Source organism: Pseudomonas sp. Ant30-3 (genome assembly GCF_000690905.1).
Lineage (GTDB): Bacteria > Pseudomonadota > Gammaproteobacteria > Pseudomonadales > Pseudomonadaceae > Aquipseudomonas.
Genome location: NZ_JMCL01000064.1, coordinates 17,801 through 37,486 on the forward strand (window position 1 = coordinate 17,801; position 19,686 = coordinate 37,486).

Here is a 19,686-nt window from a genome sequence, read left to right on the forward strand (position 1 = left end):
AATGGCGGAGCGATTAACGGCCCAATGGTGCCTGTCCGCTTTGCGTCTGCTGAGTTTGTGCGGTACCGCTCTGCACCCGCGCCGACGTTGCAACGCGAGGCTGCGCCTCGTCGTCGCTGCTCACCGAGCGGCGAAAACCCTTGATCGTCTCGCCTAAGTCGGACCCCAGGCTCTTCAGGCGTTTACCGCCGAACAGCACCGCCACTACGAGCAAGAGCACCAGCCAGTGTTTCCAGTCGAACAGGCCCATGATTACCTCCGTATTTGTCGTTCAACGCCCACAACTTGGCTGTGGGCGCAGTAGAAGCGGATTACTCGATATCTTCGTAGGGCAGGCCCACGTAGTTCTCTGCGATGTTGACCAGGCCTGCGTGTGAGTTGAAAAAATATTCGCGGTCGGCTTGCTGCATCTTCCGGTCCCACGCGTCCTTGTGCTCGCCGAAGTCGTGCAGCAGGTTGGTCATGAACCAGCTGAAACGCTCCCCCTTCCAGACACGGCGCAGTGCCAATTTGGAGTATTTTTCCAACAAGTCTGTACGCCCCTCCTTGTAGACCTTGACCAGGATGCGATACAGGTAGCACACGTCCGAGGCGGCCAGATTCAAGCCCTTGGCACCGGTTGGCGGCACGATGTGGGCGGCGTCGCCGAGCAGGAACAACTTGCCGTACTGCATCGGCTCGACCACGTAGCTACGCAGCGGCGCGATGCTCTTCTCCAGCGAAGGACCGGTCACCAGCTTGTCCGCCACGTCGTGTGGCAGACGTGCCTTGAGCTCACCCCAGAAGCGTTCATCGGACCACTCTTGGACCTTGTCGGTCAGCGGTACTTGCAAGTAGTAACGGCTGCGGGTCAGCGAGCGCTGACTGCACAACACGAAGCCACGGTCGTGGTGGGCATAGATCAACTCGTGGTTGACCGGTGGCGTGTCGGACAGCAGTCCAAGCCAGCCGAATGGATACACGCGCTCGTAGTGGGTGAGAACCTCTGCGGGAATGCTCTTACGGGCGACACCGTGGAAGCCGTCGCAACCGGCGATGTAATCGCAGTCGATGCGGTGGGTTTGTCCATTTTTCTCGTAGGTGACGTAAGGGCTTTCGCCCTTCATCTCGTGGGGCTGCACGTTTTCGACCGAATAGATGATCGGCGCGCCGTTGACGCTGCGAGCCTCCATCAGATCGCGAGTGACCTCGGTCTGGCCATAGACCATGACGGTCTTGCCGCCAGTCAGTGCCTTGAGGTCGACACGAATACGCTTGCCGGTCACCAGCAACTCCACGCCGTCGTGGACCAGGCCTTCGGCATCCATGCGTTCGGATACACCCGCTTCGCGCAGCAGGTCGACAGTGCCTTGCTCCAGCACCCCGGCACGAATACGGCTGAGGACGTAATCCGGTGTCTGGCGCTCGAGAATGACGTTGTCGATGCCGGCATTATGCAGCAATTGGCCAAGCAGAAGTCCGGAAGGGCCGGCGCCGATAATAGCAACCTGAGTTTTCATTATTTTAATCTCTGATGTGCGCTCCAACCGCTTACAAACGGCGACTGGATTTTGTTGTTCTATATTTCTCCTGCATTTTTACTGACAAAACTCAGATGAAAAGGTGATTTTTCCTGATTAAATTGCACTTTTACAAATTTTGTTCGATTATCGAACGACCCCACACACTGTGCATTTCCACTCTCAAGGTCGCCGAGCACGATGAAAACCAGCGTCAACAACATCCCTGTGTTCAAGCTGTATGGCGAAAACAAGGCATGGACCACCCCGGACTTGTTGCACTGCGAATCGATACCCAAACGCAGCAGCCTGCACCATTGGGAGATCAAGCCTCACCGTCACGCCGACCTGTTCCAGCTGCTCTATGTCCAACGCGGCCAGGCGGTGGTCGACATCGAGGGCAAGCGCAGTGACGTGCTGGAAGCGGCCATTCAGGTCATTCCGCCGCTAACCGTGCATGGTTTTCAGTTCTCGGAAAATATCGAGGGTTATGTGCTCACCCTCGGCGTGCCGCTGGTGGCCAGGCTGGAGTCGCAACTGGGCGCACCGCTGACAGTTCTGGCGTCTTGCGGGTGCTACCCGGTCGGGCGTGATCGCCGCTATATCAACACCCTGTTTGCCGCCCTGCTTCAGGAATACGAAAGCAGCGCATCGGCGCGCGACGTGCTGATGCACTCGCTGGTCAGTGTGCTGATGGTCTGGACCAGTCGCCACCGTCAACTCAACACGCCGCCTAGCAATCGTGGCGAACGCGACCAGCATTTGCTCAGCCACTTCATCAAGTTGGTAGAGCAGCACTACCGCGAGCACCTGTCGGTGGACATCTTCGCTCAGCGCATCGGCGTTTCAAGCGTGCACCTCAACATCCTGTGCCGGGAGCTGGCCGGGCAAACCGCGCTGCAGATCATTCACCAACGCCTGCTGCTGGAAGCCAAACGTAATCTGACTTACACGAACATGAGCATCAGCCAGTTGTCCGACAGCCTGGGTTTCAGCGACCCGACTTACTTCTCACGTTTTTTCCGCCGCCTCGGCGGCCAGACACCGAATGCCTTCCGCCATAGCGTCGGGCAAAGCGGCGCATGAATAATCACGAACTTTCCGCATTCGGTCGAACTTTCTTAACAAAAACCGTCACAGGCGTGCAGCCCAGGCCTTGAACAATTAACAGTAAGAACTCAGGCCATTGATTTACAACAAAAAATAAAAGAAGCCAACCTGGCACAATAGTTGAGTAGGGCAACCTTGCGCAATCAAAAGCTGCTGTATGCCCCTCATAACAATAAGGTTGGCCTTTCATGCATCAGAAATTCACCCGCTGCACTTCCCTTGCGCTCAGCGCTGTCCTGTTGCTGGCCGGCAGCGCCTCACTGGTCCAGGCTACCGAAGGCGGTGTGTCGTCCTGGCCGCTGGGCATTGAAATCTACGGCATGGGTATCCTGCCGCCACCCGGCACCTACGGTCAGGTTTTCGTCGGCGACTACCTGGCCGATACCCTGCGCGATAACGCCGGCGACAAGGTGGCCGACATCGACCTGCGCGTCACCACTGTCGTGCCTCGATTCATCTGGGTCACCGAACAGCAGGTACTTGGAGGCAGCCTGGGCTTCCACGCACTGCTACCGCTCAATGACATACGGCTGAACATCAAGAACGGCCCGCATGACCACAAGCGCGGCATCGGCGACGCTCACCTCGGCCCGGTGGTCGGTTTCCACCACAGTGACAAGTTCCACACCGCTATGGGTGTCGACTTCGTACTGCCCACCGCCAGCGAGTACGACAAGAACGACCTGGTCAACCTCGGCACGAACTATTACACCGTACAAGCGGTGTATGCCATGACCTACATGGACCCCAAGGGTTTTAACGCCGATGTGCGCCTGATGTACGATTACAACTTCGAAAACCAGGACACCCACTACCAGTCCGGCCGCGAGCTGCATGCCGACTACACCCTTGGCTGGGGCCTGGGCAATGGCTGGGTACTCGGTGTCGGTGGCCACGCTTACAAGCAAGTGAGCGATGACCAGTGCAGCGCCTCCCATTGCGCCGCCGCGGCTTTGGTCGATGCCGCCGATGGCAACCGTGGCCGCTCCTTTTCCATCGGTCCGGCCGTGCAATATGCCAGCAAGGATGGCTGGTCCCTCAGTGCCAAATGGCAAGATGAATCCGGCGTACGCAACCGTACCGATGGCCAGACCTATTGGCTCAAGTTCACCGTTCCCCTCTGAGCCCCCCACGAAATGCCCCGTGATCATCAGGTCGCGGGGCATCGTGTTGAGCCCGGATCGCGTCCGGCGCTAGCTCCCCTTGAGGCGATAACTGACCTGCGCACGACTCATGCCGAGCATCTGCGCCGCCGCCGTGATGTTGCCACCGGAGCGCTCCATTGCCAGGCGCACCAGGTGCAGCTCGATTTCTGCCAGGGGTGTATTCAACACCCGTTGGCTCCCGGAAACGAAGGCCTGCAGGCCTTCCAGTACCGGCTCGCGAAGTGAGCCTGCATGATCCCCTTCTTCAGTTGACGCTGTGGGCGCCCGCACTTTACCTGCCGCCTCATCACGTCGCTCGATAGCCGACAAGCGCCCCTCAGGGGTCAGACCGATCGCCATTGCCATCAACGGTGCGCCAATCTCGGCCAGATGCACGATGTCTATCACCTCGCCATCGCCGGCGGAAATCACCCCACGCTCGATCAGGTTCTGCAGTTCACGAATATTGCCGGGAAACCGATAAGTGAGCAGTGCATTGACCAGCCTCGTGCTGAAACCAGCCAGCCGACGCCCATGGCGCAGGCTGAAATGACGCAGAAAGTAACTCATCAGCAGCGGGATATCTTCGCGACGCTCGCGCAACGGTGGCAGATGAATAGGGAACACATTCAGTCGGTAGAACAAGTCTTCACGAAATCGTCCGGCCTCGACCTCGCGACGCAGATCCAGGTTGGTCGCGGCTATGACCCGTACATCCACCCGGATCGGCGCCGTGCCACCGACGCGCTCGATTTCGCCTTCCTGCAAGGCGCGCAGGATCTTGCTCTGCGCACTGAAGCTCAAGGTCGCTATTTCGTCGAGGAACAACGTCCCGCCATGGGCCCGTTCGAATCGACCGGGACGCGAACGCTCGGCACCGGTAAAAGCGCCACGCTCGACACCGAACAGTTCGGCCTCCACCAGGTTCTCCGGCAAGGTCGCGCAGTTGAGTGCCACCAGCGGCATATGCTGCCGGGAACTGGATTGGTACAGCGAGCGGGCGAACAACTCTTTGCCGACCCCTGACTCCCCGATCAACAACACCGTCGCCTCGGTCGGTGCAACGCGTTGCAGCAACTGAGTGGCCACGACGAACGCCGCCGAAATGCCCACCAGCGGTTTGCCGTCTGCCGGTTCCTCCAGCTCGGCAACGGTGGTCTCGGTGCCCGAGGCGTAGGTGCTGCGACTGAGGAAGTCGCCTGGATCCAGATAGGCCAGATCGACATCGATGTCGTCCCACTGATCGGCCGGTTTGCCAACGATACGGCAGGCCTGATGGCCCATCGAGCGGCACTCCTCCTCGCGAAACACGACCAGTCGGCCGAGCAGCGACGAGGCGTACCCGCTGGCATAACCGATCTCCATCCAACAGGCCGGTTCGCCGCCCAGGCCATAGGCGGCAATGTGCTCGTCGTCTTCCAGTGAGTTGTGCCAAAGGAACTCGGAATAGAAGTGACCAATGCCAGAGTCGATTTCGAAGCGCACCACCTCGACATTGACCATGCCTTCGAGCATGTGCAGCCGCGGTCCGGCACTATACAGGCTAGTGTCATCACCTTCCGGCCACTGCTCGCTGACCTGGGCGGCGTCACGCGCACCGGCTTGCCAGCCGATGCGCGTGAGCAGGCCACGTGCCTTGTCGAACCCCAGCGCCTCGATCAGCTCGCGGCGGATGGCTCCGAACGCAGAGCCTTGCAGCAGCATCATGCGCTGGCCACACAACCAGACGCTGCCTTCCTGCGGGGCGAAGGCCACCGTTTCCGCCAACTGCTCAGCCGATGGCAGGCCGCTGGTACCGAACTGACTGGCGCGGTCGACGATCAGGCGCTTCTGCCGGCCAAGCATCTGCTTGAGGAAATCCTCATCGGCAGAACGGCCAGTCTTGGTAGGCGTAGTACGAGTCATGGGCAGTCAACAAGAGGCAGGTAGGTAACCTATGAGTATGCCCAGCCCTCCCGGCGGGTCAATCCGCTAGCGATCGACTCGGCCGCTCCCTGCTGGCCATTTGTCCGATAACCGCACAACTTCTGCTCACCCAACTGGGCGTCGAGCTTTCAACAGCGTGCGACTTCTCTGCATAAATTTCCGCACAACTTCTATCGAGTCTGTGCCTGAGGCAGGCTTTGCGCAACTACAAAACAACTCAACTTATTGTTTTAAAAGGAAATTAATCTAAAAAATGGACATGGCACGATAAGTGTTAGTAGGCACATGTGCACTTTAATAAAAAGAGAGGTGACCTCGACATGACTACTACCCACTCCGTTCGCCCTGCCTATCAGCACCTTGAATTGCAGCCACTCGCCGGCCAATGGCGGGCCGGCAGCGCCGGTCGCCCTTTGGAGGTGTTCGACCCCTTCACTCAGACGCGCTTGCTGCAGATCACCCTGGCCAATCGCGAAGACCTCGATGCAGCCTACCGCAAGGCGCGCGTAACCCAGGTCGATTGGGCTACCAAAGGGCCGGCCGAACGTGGCCAGGTACTGCTCAACGCGGTGAAAATCTTCGACGAGCGTCGTGAAGAAATCATCGACTGGATCATCCGCGAGTCCGGCAGTACGCGCATCAAAGCGCAGATCGAATGGGGCGCCGCTCGCGCCATCACCCTGGAGTCGGCCAGCCTGCCCAGCCGCGTGCATGGGCGCATTCTTGCCTCCAACATTCCTGGCAAGGAAAGCCGCGTTTACCGTACGCCCCTGGGCGTGATCGGTGTGATCAGCCCATGGAACTTCCCGCTGCACCTGACAGCCCGCTCCCTGGCACCTGCCCTGGCGCTAGGCAACGCCGTGGTGGTCAAGCCGGCCAGCGATACCCCCGTTACCGGCGGCCTGTTGCTCGCGCGTATCTTCGAGGAAGCCGGATTGCCGGCGGGCGTGCTCAGTGTGGTGGTCGGTTCCGGCGCGGAAATCGGCGACGCCTTCGTCGAGCACCCGGTCCCGGCGTTCATCTCCTTCACCGGCTCAACCCAGGTCGGGCGCAACATCGGCCGCATCGCCAGCGGCGGTGAGCACCTCAAGCACGTGGCCCTGGAGCTGGGTGGCAACAGTCCGTTCGTGGTCCTGGCCGATGCCGACGTCGAGCAGGCCGTCAGCGCCGCCGTGGTGGGCAAATTCCTCCACCAGGGGCAAATCTGCATGGCGATCAATCGCATCATCGTCGAGCAGCCCCTGCTGGAAACCTTCACCCAGCGCTTCGTCGAACGCGTCAAAGCCCTGCCCTACGGCGACCCGAACAAAGCTGAAACCGTCATCGGGCCGGTGATCAACGGCAAGCAACTGGCTGGCCTGCAACAGAAGATCGCCATCGCCCAAGCCGAAGGCGCCACGCTGCTGGTAGGCGGTGAAGCCCTGGGCAACGTCATGCCGCCGCATGTGTTCGGCAACGTCACCGCCGACATGGACATCGCCCGTGAAGAAATCTTCGGTCCGCTGGTGGGCATTCAGTCAGCGCGTGACGCCGAGCATGCCCTTGAACTGGCCAACAGCAGTGAATACGGACTCTCCAGCGCTGTGTTCACATCGAGCCTGGAGCGCGGCGTGCAGTTCGCCCAACGCATCCACGCCGGTATGACCCATGTCAACGACATCCCGGTCAATGACGAACCCAACGCGCCGTTCGGCGGTGAGAAGAACTCCGGTCTTGGTCGCTTCAACGGCGACTGGGCGATCGACGAGTTCACCACTGACCACTGGATCACCCTGCAACATGCTCCAAGAGCGTATCCGTTCTGAGCTGAACCAAGCCCCCATGAACCCACCTACCAATAAGAAAATGGAGTACGAAATGTCTTCACTCCTCAACAGCTCAGCTGTGAAACGGACTCTGTCTGCCTGCCTTGCCCTGCCCTTTATCGTGCTGGCTGGTAACGCCGCCGCCGATGGCGACGGCGTCTGGAAAGGCGGGGAAAACGTCTATGCCAAGGTGTGCGGCCACTGTCACGAAAAACAGGTCGGCCCGCAAATCACCGGCCGCCAGCTGCCACCGCAGTACATCACCGCAATTGTGCGCAATGGATTTCGCGCCATGCCGGCTTTCCCCGCCTCGTTCATCGACGATAACTCGCTGCAACAGGTCGCTGAGTACATTTCCAAAACGCCCGCCTCGGCGGCCAAGCCTTGAGGAGCCAGCTATGAACGTCGAACGTCGCATGGTACTGAAGGGTATGGCTTTGAGCAGCCTGGCCGGGATAGCCATGAGCAGCTCCGGCCTGAGCATGGCCAATAGTGTTTTGGGCGCTCAGACCAGATCGGTCTTACCGACCCTGGTCTTGGTCAACAATGAGGTGACCGAATCGGTGTTCCTCCAGGGAGTCAACGCCAGCCCGGCGGGCAAGCAGGTCAAGGTGCAGCGCACCGACCTCAGCCTGGACTTCATCCTGGGTTTTGAAAAACGCCTGCGCAGCGGGCAACCGCAACGCATCATCGGCCTGGTCGACGATGCCAGTGCCGCACTAATCATTGACCTGGCGCGCAGCGCTGGCGCACGCGTGCAGTGGCTCGGCCAGCACCGCGCCACGACCAACGCTTCACAGCACCGCCTGCTCAGCGCCGAAGCCGCAAGCGGCTGCGCCCCACAACTGGGCCTGAGCCTGAACGCCTGCGGCACCGGCTTCAGCCTTACCGAACACCGTATGCATGGCCTGCAAGCTCCGTTGCAAGTGTCTGCGGCCGCCCGCAACAGCGTCGGCTCAGATCAATGGGCGGCCACGCTGGGCTACACCCTTGCAGCTCTGGGCACCATCAGCGAGGGGCAAGCACCGCTGATCGCCCGCCGACCGTCGCCACTGACCGGTAATTTCGTTTCGTTTTCGATCGAGGCTTGAAGGAGCTAACCAAATGACTGAGCAAATCAACAAGACCCTGCTCCCGCGCGGCGTCGACAGCGCAAACTTCGAGCAAGCCATCGCCAAGTTTCGCAAACTGCTGGGCGATGAAAACGTCCTGATCAAAGACGATCAACTGATCCCCTACACCAAGATCATGATGGCCGTGGACACTGCCGAGCACACGCCGTCCGCCGCCGTCACCGCCACCACCGTCGAACAGGTGCAAGGCGTGGTGAAGATCTGCAACGAACACAAAATTCCGGTGTGGACCATCTCCACCGGTCGCAACTTCGGTTACGGCTCCGCAGCACCTGGCCAGCGCGGTCAGATCATTCTCGACCTGAAGAAGATGAACAAAATCCTCCACGTCGACCCCGAACTGTGTACCGCCCTGGTTGAGCCGGGCGTGACCTATCAGCAGCTTTACGACTACATCCAGGAACACAATCTGCCATTGATGCTGTCGTTCTCTGCGCCGTCGGCCATCGCCGGTCCGTTGGGCAACACCATGGACCGCGGTGTGGGTTACACACCCTACGGCGAACATTTTCTGATGCAGTGCGGTATGGAAGTGGTGCTGGCCAACGGCGATGTGTACCGCACCGGCATGGGCGGCGTGAAAGGCGACAACGCCTGGCAGGTATTCAAGTGGGGCTATGGCCCGACTCTGGACGGAATGTTCACCCAAGCCAACTACGGTATCTGCACGAAAATGGGTTTCTGGCTAATGCCAAAACCGCCAGTATTCAAACCGTTCGAGATCAAGTTCGAGAACGAATCGGACATCGCCGAGATCGTCGAATTCATCCGCCCACTGCGCATCGCCCAGGTCATCCCGAACTCGGTCGTAATCGCCGGCGTACTCTGGGAGGCATCCACCTGCAACACCCGTCGCTCTGACTACACCGCCGAGCCGGGCGCGACCTCTGACGCGATCCTCAAGCAAATACAGAAAGACAAGAACCTCGGCGCCTGGAACGTCTACGCCGCGCTGTACGGCACTCAGGAGCAGGTCGACGTCAACTGGAATATCGTCACTGGAGCCCTGAAGCAACTGGGCAAGGGCCGAATCGTCACCCAGGAAGAGGCCGGCGACACCCAGCCGTTCAAGTACCGCGCCCAGTTGATGTCCGGGGTGCCTAACCTGCAGGAATTTGGCCTGTACAACTGGCGTGGCGGCGGCGGCTCGATGTGGTTCGCACCGGTGAGCCAGGCCCGAGGCAGCGAGTGCGACAAACAGCAGGCGCTGGCCAAGAAGACCCTCAACAAGCACGGTCTGGACTATGTCGGCGAGTTCATCGTCGGCTGGCGCGACATGCACCACGTCATCGACGTGTTGTATGACCGCACCAACCCGGAAGAGATCAAACGCGCTAACGCCTGCTTTGCCGAACTGCTGGATGTATTCGAGAAGGAAGGCTACGCCGTATACCGCGTCAACACAGCATTCCAGGATCGAGTTGCGCAGAGCTACGGCCCTGTCAAACGCAAGCTTGAACATGCCATCAAGCGTGCGCTGGACCCGAACAACATTCTGGCACCAGGCAAGTCGGGCATCGACCTCGCCAATACATTCTGATTGCTCTTGAGGCCCCGCCAGATCTGTCTTGGCGGGGCTTTTTTATTTGTAGGAAACGCAATGACTCACACACAACTGCTCGTTGCCAGCGCCCTGCTGCTGGCCGCCCCTCTGACGCTGGCCCAGGGCGACGTCACTCAAGGCCAAGCCCTGTTCACCACTCAATGCGGTTTCTGTCACAGCCCCGAAGCGGGCAAGAACCTGATGGGGCCGAGTCTGCACGGCGTGTTCAATCGCGCCAGCGCCCAGGCGCCGGCTTTTACCTATTCCGCCGCCCTGCAAGGCGCCAAGCTGCAGTGGAATGACGCTAATCTGGACAAGTGGCTTACAAGCCCTGCCAGCCTGCTGCCGGGCAACATGATGATGTTCCCGGGGCAGCCCGACGCGCAGAGTCGTCAGCACCTCATCGCTTATCTCAAGAGTTTGAAGTAAGCACGTTGCCGGCAGTGACCTTACCTGTGGGAGCAGCACTTCATTGAGCAGGCTATTTGATGCTGGCACCGCCTACCAGAACTACCAGTATGCGGAAAAGCTTCTCGGCCTGACGAGTACAAGCTGATGGATATCTTGTCGATAGTTTGTGAGAGAAGAGCGCATCAGGTAATCAAAACACCAAAATAGGGAGACAACACCTTGAAGTCCGCACCGCAGAGCACCAAAGGGCGCTTCAACCCTAGACGGAAGCGGTGAAGATTTGTGAGTTAACAGCGGATTTGGCACCGACCAGGTCCTTGCAAGAGATTCCGAACTGACCGCTAGAAGCCGCGGCCGACGGATCTTTCGGTATCCGTCCGGCCAAGTCATTTACCCGGCCCCGCAAAGCCAAGACATGGTGTGCACTTAAATTTAAGTGGGCACCAGTTCTAGCCTTTTAAGCGGGTATTTCATGCAGCCACAACGCCGTTCCTACTCCAAGTCTTTCAAAATCCAGGTCATTCAAGAGTGTGCCCAGCCCGGCGCTTCGATTGCCAGTATCGCCCTCAGCCATAGCCTCAATGCAAACCTAGTCCACAAATGGATTCGAGTGCATGCGCAGAAAAGCACGGCGCTGCAACCTGCATTCATTCCGTTACCCATCCAGTTGGCCGGAGCAAATTCGCCCGCAGCACCCTCGAATATCTGCGTTGAGATCCAGCACCCGCGCGGCACCGTCAAAGTGAACTGGCCGACCGAAAGTGCTGCTGCCTGCGCGGTCTTTCTTCGAGACTTGCTGCGATGATCCGCATCGATTCCATCTGGCTCGCCACCGAGCCGATGGACATGCGCGCCGGTACCGAGACGGCATTGGCCAGAGTGATCGCGGTGTTTGGTGCGGCGAAGCCGCACTGTGCTTATCTGTTCGCCAACCGCCGCGCCACGCGCATGAAAGTTCTGGTGCATGACGGCTTCGGGATCTGGCTGGCGGCTCGGCGTTTGAATCAAGGCAAGTTCCATTGGCCAGGCATTCGCCAAGGCTCTGAAATGGAGTTGGATACCGAACAACTCCAGGCTCTGGTGTTGGGTCTGCCATGGCAACGCGCCGGCTCCGGCGGTGCGATCACACTGCTTTAACGGCTGCCATTAGCCTATCGGTCTATCGCCGCGAACTGCTTGCTCTGGCAAAATCGGCGCCATGACTTCGCTCCCCAATCTCGACCACCTTACCCCTGAACAACTGCGCGCTTTGGCGGAGCAGTTGATACAGCGTGTCGAGACGCTCGACCATCAAGTCGACACACTGGGTAAGACGGTCGAGACGATGGGCAAGAAGATCAACCGCGATCAAACGGTTATCGAGAAGCTCCCCCACGAGATCGCACAACTCAAGCGTTTGAAGTTTGCCAAGCGCAGCGAGCAGATGAATCCTGAGCAGGCCAGCTTGCTCGATGACCTGATCGATACCGATATCGCGGCGATTGAAGCAGAGCTTCAAGCCTTGCAAACAGTGCTGGCTCCGACCGAGAAAAAGCAAAAGCCCAAACGCACTGCTTTGCCGGCAGAGTTTCCACGCACGCTAATCCATCACGAACCGGGCAACACTCACTGCCCATGTGGCTGCGCACTCAAGCGTATCGGTGAGGACGTCAGCGAAAAGCTGGACTACACGCCCGGCGTGTTTACCGTTGAGCGCCATGTCCGTGGCAAGTGGGTCTGTGATGACTGCGAAACGCTGATCCAGGCGCCGGTTCCGGCGCAGGTCATCGATAAGGGAATCCCGACTGCCGGGTGACTTGCCCACGTCATGATCGCGAAGTTTGCTGACCATCTGCCTCTTTACCGTCAGGAATCGATCTTCGGTCGTGCCGGCTTGGCGATTCCACGTTCAACTTTGGCTCAATGGGTTGGTGTGACTGGGGTGCAGCTGCAACCTCTGGTCGATGCACTGCGCGACGTAGTGCTTGGACAGCAGGTTATTCATGCCGATGAAACACCCGTGCAGATGCTCGTGCCGGGCTCAAAGAAAACCCACCGCTCCTATGTTTGGGCCTACGCCACCAGCCAGTTCTGCGAAACAGCAGCTGTTGTTTACGACTTCAGCCCCAGCCGCGCTGGTGAACATGCTCGCAACTTCCTGCAAGACTGGAAGGGCAAGCTGGTGTGTGATGATTTTGGCGGCTACAAGGCCAGCTTCGCACTCGGCGTGACCGAGATCGGATGCATGGCCCATGCGCGACGCAAGTTCTTCGAACTGCACGCGACCAACAAGAGCACGCTCGCCGAACAGGCCCTGCGCTACATCCAATTGCTTTACGAAATCGAGAGTGAAGTGCGCGACCTGGAGCCGGATTTACGGCGCCGAATACGGCAAGAAAAAGCCGTACCTGTGATGGATATGCTGCATGCCTGGATGATGGCCCAGCGCGATCTCGTGCCTGAAGGTTCAGCCATCAGCAGAGCGCTGGATTACAGCCTGAAACGCTGGGCAGCGCTATCGCGCTACCTCGATGACGGGGCCGTACCCATTGACAATAATTGGGCGGAGGTGCGACACGAAGTCGCTTACAGAAGTTGTTCCCCTTTGAGGGAACCACCCGTGTCACCGGGTGAATCTAGAAGGCTGAATCAAGAGCGCCTTCGACAATGTGACGAGGCACCGCAAGGTGCGGGGTACTAATCGTGAGAGGCGTACCCTTCTGGCAGCCATGGCCGGACAAGGGCTAGATAGTCGGTATGGTGAACACATGTGAACCTGCGTAAAGGTCGTTAGCCGGCGACAACACTCTTGGCCTCGCCACGATCTACGTCGCGCCAGTCGATGTCATGCGCCTGAAGGAAACTGAAAAAATCGTATAAAGCACGCCCCGTGCTTGGCCATGACTTCCGTGACCCAATGGCTCCCCGCAATAAAAAGTGGCGCATAAATTCATTAACAGGAACACAACTGTCCATCGTGTCCCAAAGCAAAATCGGAAAGCCTGGATAGGGACGACCGCCAATCACCAAGGACTCGGTAGCCCAGAGAAGCTCCATCTACTCCCCCAGCCTATGACCAGAACTATTGATTTCATAATTACTTTCTAAATTATTGTTTATAAAATACTCATGTCCTAACGCTTATCAAGCCCCAGAAAAAGACATTTTCCGCGTCGGTGGCCAGAACGTCTCGCTGCTGGAAGTCGAACAGGTCTTACTCAAACACCCGGCCGTCGAGTGGCACAGGTTATTGGTGTTTCAGCCCCACATTAGGGAGAAATGCCCGTAGGCTATGTCACCCATGAGCAAGGCGCTGACGCCCGCAGCGACGACTTGATCGCTTTCTGCAAGGCGTGTTGCGCCAACTTCAAGCGGCCGCGTTATCTATGCGTTGTCGAAGACTTCGAAAGCATCGGCATGACAGGGTCGAGCAAAATTCAGCAACCGTGGGACCTGATAGTGTCAGCGTGAACCTCTCGGCTCTGATCTCACCCTCTGCTCCGAGGCCATCTTCCAGCTGAGCATTTGGCTGACAAAGCAAAGCCCTGACGGTTCGTGGCCGTCAGGGCTTCTAATTCCTCAAGCATCTCAACATGGCGGGGGAATGTGAAACTATGATAGCAAGCTAACGATTGAATGTCGCGATTCGCAGTCACAATATCGTTTCGATTACAAATTTCAGCTATGCAGCCACGGGCGCTGCATTTAGTTTCCCAGCCAGCCCCTTAAGGCCCGGAACTCGTGGCCGATCCTTTTCTATGCGCTTTGAAGAGAGGCGTTCCCGCTACTCTTCAAGGTAAAGCACGCAGCCATAACAGCCTCATGGAAATTCGCTGACGTAACGGCCTCGATCGGCATGCGGCCATCCAGCATTCGGTGGGGATTCAGTAATGCTCGGTAGATCTCCCAGGAATCAGCGTCCTGCGAATGCTTCAGAACAGCCTGCACCAGCTTATGTTTCAGGGGATCTAGGTGCCAATCTGGAACGCGCTGCCCCTGGTTACCCAGGCTCAACGCAAGCACTCTTCTGGCCTGAATCTCGTAGCTAATCCACCGGCGGGACTTGCCGACCATCTCAGCGAACACAGCAGCCGGCAGGTTATGCGGCGCATTGAACATTTCCAGCATTTCCAGCCGCTCGCGCTGAATGTCCGAACGCTTAGGCGCTGGCCCCGAAACAGCCGAGATGCGCTGAACAGCCGCTGGCAGGTTTGGCATCGTGTTTCCTGGCTTCGTCACCAGCAGGATGGGCGCAGGCGTCATGGCGGGGATCACTTCATCGATCTTCTCACCTGCCAACTGCGGTACACCGTCTAAATGAACCGTGAGGTGCATGCTGGCTGACTCGATCTGGTTTTGCTCGAACAGATCCAACCGGTCAGCCCAGTCCTGCATCATCCTGCGGCGCTGCTCCACGTATTCAGCATGGTTGTACGCCGAGCTCACTTTGTCAGGATCAGAGTGCGAGAGTTGTGCATCGACCCAGACCTTCGGGTAGCCGATCTCGTTGAGGGCCGTAGATATGGTGCCTCTGATGCCGTGCCCCGTCAGTTGATCCTTGTACCCCATCCGTCTCAGCGCGACATTGAGCGTGTTTTCGCTGATGCGCTTTTTCAAATCACTGTAGTGGGCAAACAGATAACGCTGGGCTGGCTTCACTTGATCGAGCAGGTGGCGAGCGACCTCCATCGCTTGCACAGAGAGCGGCACGATGTAGGGCGGGATATCACCGGGACGCTTGCCCTCCTTGCGCAGTTCAAGCTGCAGCTGTTTCACCACTTCAGGGGGGATGATCCAGAGGCCCTTATCGAGATGGAACTGATCCGGCGTCGCCAGCCGCAGCTCCCCCGTACGCACCCCCGTCAAAAATAGCAACCGAAGGCCAAGCTGGGTCTGCAGCTTACCGGGATACTTGCGTAGTATCTGGAGCATGGCCGGGAGCTCGGGCATGCGCAGGAATGGATTGTGGCGTACAGGTGGCTGAGGCAGCGCGACGACGTCCAGATCGAACGCCGGATTCAGCGGTAACCCAGGAGCGATGATCAATGCGTAACGGAACATCTGCCGAAACCAGGTCCGGACCTTCTCGGCGCTAGTGAGCGCCTTTCTGCGTTCGATCCTTGCCACGACCTCCAGCAGGTCGGGGCGCTGGATCTCATAGATTGACCGCCTCCCAAGAGTAGGAAGAACGTCTTTGGCAAAGATGCGCCGGATCTGTGAGAGCGTGCTCTGCCGTCCTTCCTTGAGGACAAGCCTCCGATGCTCGACCCACTTGTCAAACACGGCCTTGAACGTGCTCTCGTCCGCGAGGCGGACGGACTGCCGCTTCTGCTTACGGTGTGCTCGGGGGTTGATGCCCTTGACCAAAAGAGCTCGGGCTTCGTCGCGTAGGGTACGCGCTTCCCGGAGGCTGACCTCGGGGTAAGTACCTAGCGACATGCGTTTCTGCTTACCGGCCCAGTAGTAGCGATAGTGCCACGATTTGCCGCCTTCGGGTGCGACCGCCAGGGATAGCCCATCAAGGTCGCCGAGGGTATAGGCCTTTCCGGTCGCTTTCGCTTGCCGGACAGCCAGATCTGAGAGTGCCATGCTCTAGCTCCTGAACTCTTGGTCAGGACTAGATACTGGTCGCGTTGAACTCGCCCCGCCAGCAACAATCCGGAAACCGCCACGCCCGTATTCATGGACTTAAAAATGGACTTAAAAGTCGTGGCTGTCGGTGGTTTCCAGTAGAACTCGCTGGAACGAAAAAAGGACCCGAAGGTCCTTATTTCAACGACTTACAGACTTCAATGAACGTCTGTAGATCATAATTTGGAGCGGGAAACGAGACTCGAACTCGCGACCCCGACCTTGGCAAGGTCGTGCTCTACCAACTGAGCTATTCCCGCGTCTTGGTGAGGCGCATTCTATAGAAACCGAATGCCCCGTCAACCCTTTGATTCAAAAATGTTTTATTTCTTTTCGACCTCGGTCTTCAGATGCGGCCAGGCGGCGCGCAGGTATTGGACCATGGACCACAGGGTCAAACCGGCCGAGATCAGCAGCAAGGCGTAGCCCAGCAAAACCCAGAACGTGAAGCTCGACGGATTGGCCAGCAGGATCACCAGCGCCAGCATCTGCGCGGCGGTTTTCCATTTGCCGAGGTTCGATACCGCAACGTGCGCACGTGCGCCCAGTTCGGCCATCCACTCACGCAGCGCCGAGACGACAATTTCGCGCCCGATGATCACGGCCGCCGGCAGTGTCAGCCACAGATTACCGTGCTCCTGCACCAGCAACACCAGCGCGACCGCAACCATCAGCTTGTCGGCAACCGGATCGAGGAAAGCCCCAAACGGTGTGCTTTGTTCGAGACGGCGGGCCAGATACCCGTCCAGCCAGTCCGTCGCGGCGGCAAATGCGAACACCGAAGCGGACGCCATGTAACTCCATTGGTACGGCAGGTAGAACAGTAAAATGAAGATCGGGATGAGCAGGACGCGTAGTACGGTAATCAGATTAGGGATATTCATCGGCACAACTGGCTACGAGGTGAGGTGGCATTCTACTCGCTGTGCAGATTTGCATAAATCAACTCTGCGAGCTTTTTACTGATTCCGGGTGCTTTGGCTATCTCTTCGATGCTGGCACGAGACAGCTCCTGCAATCCACCAAAATGTTTCAACAAATCACGGCGGCGCGTTGGCCCTACCCCGGCAACACCCTCGAGCGTAGACGTACGGCGGGTTTTACCACGACGGGCGCGGTGCCCGGTAATCGCGAAACGGTGCGCCTCGTCGCGGATCTGCTGGATCAGATGCAGGGCCGGTGAGTCGCCGCGCAAGGTGAACTCGTGCGCGGCATCATTCAGATACAACGTTTCAAAACCGGCCTTGCGAGTCGCGCCTTTGGCCACGCCGAGCAAAATCAGATCGGGCACGGCTAGTTCATTGAGCACATCACGCGCCATCGACAATTGGCCTTTGCCGCCGTCGACTAACAGAATGTCCGGCAGCTTGCCCTCGCCGTCCTTGAGCTTACTAAAGCGTCGTGTCAGCGCCTGATGCATGGCGGCGTAATCGTCGCCAGCCGTCACGCCTTCGATGTTATAGCGGCGGTAATCAGACTTGATCGGACCTTCCGGACCGAATACCACACAGGATGCCACCGTCGCTTCACCGCTGGAGTGACTGATGTCGTAGCACTCCAGACGCTGCGGCGGCTCATCGAGTTTGAGCACTTCCGCCAGCGCTTCGAAGCGGGCGCCCATATGCTGCCGGTTGGCCAGCCGCGCACCCAGCGCCTGCTCGGCATTCGTGACGGCCAACTGTTGCCAGCGTGCGCGGGTCCCGCGCACCCGGTGACTGATGGTCAATTCACGACCACGCAGCTCTTCAATCGCCTCGATCACGGTGGGGAAATCTTCGTGAACCACATTGACGATCAGCTCGCTTGGCAGGTCGCGCTCGGGGCTGCTGATGAAATAATGTCCGAGAAATGCCGCCATGACCTCTGAAACGTCTTCGTCGATGCCGACCTGCGGGAAGAAGTTCTTGCTTCCCAGCACCCGCCCGCCCCGTACGCTGATCAGGTGAACGCAGGCGCCGCCGGGGTTAACAAATGCCGCGATGACATCAACGTCGCCCGACCCGCCTTCCATGCTCTGCTGATCCTGCACCCGGCGCAGCAACGAGATCTGATCGCGCAATTCGGCAGCCCGCTCGAACTCGAGATTGACCGCCGCCTCTTCCATCGCTGCCGACAACTCATCCGTCAGGGCATTACTGCGCCCTTCCAGAAACATCACCGAGTGCCGCACGTCTTCAGCGTAAACCTCGGGCTCGACCAGACCGACACACGGCGCCTTGCAGCGTTTGATCTGGTATTGCAGACACGGCCGTGTGCGGTTGCGGTAATAACTGTCTTCACACTGGCGAACGAAAAAGGTTTTCTGCAGCAGGCTAAGGCTTTCGCGAATCGCTCCCGCGCTTGGGTACGGGCCGAAATATTTGCCCTTGGCCTTTTTCGCCCCGCGGTGAATGCTCAGGCGCGGAAATTGCCCGTCCGACAGAAACACGTAAGGATAGGATTTATCGTCACGCATCAGAATGTTGTAGGGCGGCCGCCATTCCTTGATCAGCGTCTGTTCGAGCAACAACGCTTCGGTTTCGTTCGCCGTGATCGTAGTCTCGACCTGGGCGATTCGCGCTACCAGCGCGGCGGTCTTGGGCGCCAGGCCCGATTTGCGGAAGTAGCTCGACAGACGATTCTTGAGGTTTTTCGCCTTGCCGACATAAAGCAGGCGCGCCTCGCTGTCGAACATGCGGTAGACACCTGGGCGACCACTGACGGTGGACAGGAACGCGCTTGGATCGAAAGTATCAGTCATGTTCAGAGGCTGGCATCTACCATGCCGTGGCGAACCGCCAGTAGCGTCAGCTCGACGTCGCTACTGATCGAAAGCTTTTCAAAAATTCGATAACGGTAGGTGTTCACGGTTTTAGGCGACAGGCACAGCTTGTCGGAAATGATCTGCACTTTCTGGCAGCCGACAATCATCAACGCGATCTGGATCTCTCGCTCCGACAACGCGTCGAACGGCGAATCGTTGGTCGGCTGAAAAGACTTGATCGCCAGCTGCTGAGCGATTTGCGGGCTGATGTAACGCTGCCCGGCGAACACCAGACGAATGGCCTGGACCATTTCGGGCAACCCCGCGCCCTTGGTCAGGTAACCGGCCGCGCCGGCCTGCAGCAAGCGCGTCGGGAACGGGTCTTCCTCACACACGGTGACCGCAACAACCTTGATGTCCGGATGACTGCGCAGCATTTTGCGCGTGGCTTCGAGGCCGCCGATGCCTGGCATCTTCACGTCCATCAGAACCACGTCGGGCTTCAGTTCACGCGCCTTGAGCAGGGATTCTTCGCCTGACTCGGCCTGGCCGACCACTTGCAGGCCATCGATGTCAGCCAGCATTCGTGTAATGCCGGTACGAACGAGATCATGGTCATCGACCACTAGCACCCTAATCAAGCAGACACCTCGCGATATGGTCATATTGAGTTGCCGACACCTTAGCAAAAAGCAACTGGCAGACCTAGCGGCCAGCGTCATTAAAACAGTTTCAATTCGTCTTGAAAGTCTTGTCGTATG

The 19,686-nt window shown here is 58.5% G+C and carries 18 protein-coding genes, 1 tRNA gene and 1 pseudogene; 11 read left to right on the plus strand and 9 right to left on the minus strand.

The window, feature by feature from the left end; all coding sequences use genetic code 11:
• Positions 1-13: 13 nt before the first annotated feature.
• Positions 14-250 (minus strand): twin-arginine translocase TatA/TatE family subunit, encoded by a 237-nt coding sequence (tatA, locus tag DU29_RS01000000130075; RefSeq protein WP_033050613.1) that lies wholly within the window; start codon positions 248-250, stop codon positions 14-16.
• Positions 251-311: 61 nt separating this feature from the next.
• A complete protein-coding gene (gene pobA, locus DU29_RS0116705; protein WP_028622693.1) occupies positions 312-1,499 on the minus strand; it encodes a 4-hydroxybenzoate 3-monooxygenase in 1,188 nt (395 codons plus the stop codon).
• 201 nt (positions 1,500-1,700) lie between these two features.
• Between pobA and DU29_RS0116710 the strand changes: the two genes are divergently transcribed.
• A complete protein-coding gene (locus DU29_RS0116710; protein ID WP_028622694.1) occupies positions 1,701-2,585 on the plus strand; it encodes a helix-turn-helix domain-containing protein in 885 nt (294 codons plus the stop codon).
• 212 nt (positions 2,586-2,797) lie between these two features.
• Positions 2,798-3,733, plus strand: a complete 936-nt coding sequence (locus DU29_RS0116715) for a SphA family protein (RefSeq protein ID WP_028622695.1) — start codon at positions 2,798-2,800, stop codon at positions 3,731-3,733.
• A 69-nt stretch (positions 3,734-3,802) separates the two neighbouring features.
• Here the strand turns inward: DU29_RS0116715 and DU29_RS0116720 are convergent, their stop codons facing one another.
• Positions 3,803-5,659, minus strand: coding sequence for a sigma-54-dependent Fis family transcriptional regulator (locus DU29_RS0116720; protein ID WP_028622696.1), 1,857 nt, complete (start codon positions 5,657-5,659; stop codon positions 3,803-3,805).
• Positions 5,660-6,000: 341 nt separating this feature from the next.
• On the opposite strand from DU29_RS0116720, the gene pchA reads away from it, so the two are divergent.
• From pchA to tnpC, 8 genes and pseudogenes are all read left to right on the plus strand, one after another.
• On the plus strand, positions 6,001-7,485 hold the full coding sequence (pchA, locus tag DU29_RS0116725) for a 4-hydroxybenzaldehyde dehydrogenase (RefSeq protein WP_028622697.1): 1,485 nt from the start codon (positions 6,001-6,003) through the stop codon (positions 7,483-7,485).
• Between the two features lie 52 nt (positions 7,486-7,537).
• Positions 7,538-7,873: a c-type cytochrome gene (locus DU29_RS0116730; RefSeq protein WP_028622698.1), complete on the plus strand. Its 336-nt coding sequence runs from the start codon at positions 7,538-7,540 to the stop codon at positions 7,871-7,873.
• Between the two features lie 10 nt (positions 7,874-7,883).
• Positions 7,884-8,576, plus strand: coding sequence for a hypothetical protein (locus tag DU29_RS0116735; protein ID WP_028622699.1), 693 nt, complete (start codon positions 7,884-7,886; stop codon positions 8,574-8,576).
• 13 nt (positions 8,577-8,589) lie between these two features.
• Positions 8,590-10,158, plus strand: a complete 1,569-nt coding sequence (locus tag DU29_RS0116740; RefSeq protein WP_028622700.1) for an FAD-binding oxidoreductase — start codon at positions 8,590-8,592, stop codon at positions 10,156-10,158.
• 60 nt (positions 10,159-10,218) lie between these two features.
• The gene (locus DU29_RS0116745; RefSeq protein ID WP_028622701.1) at positions 10,219-10,590 is read left to right on the plus strand and encodes a c-type cytochrome; all 372 of its coding nucleotides are present in this window, start codon (positions 10,219-10,221) and stop codon (positions 10,588-10,590) included.
• A gap of 454 nt (positions 10,591-11,044) precedes the next feature.
• On the plus strand, positions 11,045-11,377 hold the full coding sequence (gene tnpA / locus DU29_RS0116750) for an IS66-like element accessory protein TnpA (protein ID WP_028622702.1): 333 nt from the start codon (positions 11,045-11,047) through the stop codon (positions 11,375-11,377).
• On the plus strand, positions 11,374-11,709 hold the full coding sequence (gene tnpB, locus DU29_RS1000000133330) for an IS66 family insertion sequence element accessory protein TnpB (protein ID WP_028622703.1): 336 nt from the start codon (positions 11,374-11,376) through the stop codon (positions 11,707-11,709). The genes tnpA and tnpB overlap by 4 nt, the downstream gene beginning before the upstream one ends.
• A gap of 61 nt (positions 11,710-11,770) precedes the next feature.
• Positions 11,771-13,120, plus strand: a pseudogene (gene tnpC, locus DU29_RS01000000130080) (IS66 family transposase); the annotation flags it as partial.
• A 221-nt stretch (positions 13,121-13,341) separates the two neighbouring features.
• Here tnpC and DU29_RS0116765 read toward each other — a convergent pair.
• The gene (locus DU29_RS0116765; protein WP_028622704.1) at positions 13,342-13,608 is read right to left on the minus strand and encodes a hypothetical protein; all 267 of its coding nucleotides are present in this window, start codon (positions 13,606-13,608) and stop codon (positions 13,342-13,344) included.
• Positions 13,609-13,830: 222 nt separating this feature from the next.
• Between DU29_RS0116765 and DU29_RS1000000133010 the strand changes: the two genes are divergently transcribed.
• The gene (locus DU29_RS1000000133010) at positions 13,831-14,022 is read left to right on the plus strand and encodes a hypothetical protein (protein WP_028622705.1); all 192 of its coding nucleotides are present in this window, start codon (positions 13,831-13,833) and stop codon (positions 14,020-14,022) included.
• A gap of 285 nt (positions 14,023-14,307) precedes the next feature.
• On the opposite strand, the gene DU29_RS0116775 is transcribed toward DU29_RS1000000133010, so the two are convergent.
• The 5 genes from DU29_RS0116775 to gacA all read right to left on the minus strand — a co-directional run bounded on the left by DU29_RS0116775 (position 14,308) and on the right by gacA (position 19,566).
• Positions 14,308-16,140 (minus strand): tyrosine-type recombinase/integrase, encoded by a 1,833-nt coding sequence (locus DU29_RS0116775; protein ID WP_028622706.1) that lies wholly within the window; start codon positions 16,138-16,140, stop codon positions 14,308-14,310.
• Positions 16,141-16,366: 226 nt separating this feature from the next.
• Positions 16,367-16,442, minus strand: a tRNA-Gly gene (locus DU29_RS0116780).
• 63 nt (positions 16,443-16,505) lie between these two features.
• Positions 16,506-17,066 (minus strand): CDP-diacylglycerol--glycerol-3-phosphate 3-phosphatidyltransferase, encoded by a 561-nt coding sequence (gene pgsA / locus DU29_RS0116785; RefSeq protein WP_028622707.1) that lies wholly within the window; start codon positions 17,064-17,066, stop codon positions 16,506-16,508.
• A 32-nt stretch (positions 17,067-17,098) separates the two neighbouring features.
• Complete coding sequence (uvrC, locus tag DU29_RS0116790) at positions 17,099-18,922, minus strand: excinuclease ABC subunit UvrC (RefSeq protein ID WP_028622708.1); 1,824 nt, start codon at positions 18,920-18,922, stop codon at positions 17,099-17,101.
• A 2-nt stretch (positions 18,923-18,924) separates the two neighbouring features.
• Complete coding sequence (gene gacA, locus DU29_RS0116795; protein WP_028622709.1) at positions 18,925-19,566, minus strand: response regulator transcription factor GacA; 642 nt, start codon at positions 19,564-19,566, stop codon at positions 18,925-18,927.
• Positions 19,567-19,686: the final 120 nt, after the last annotated feature.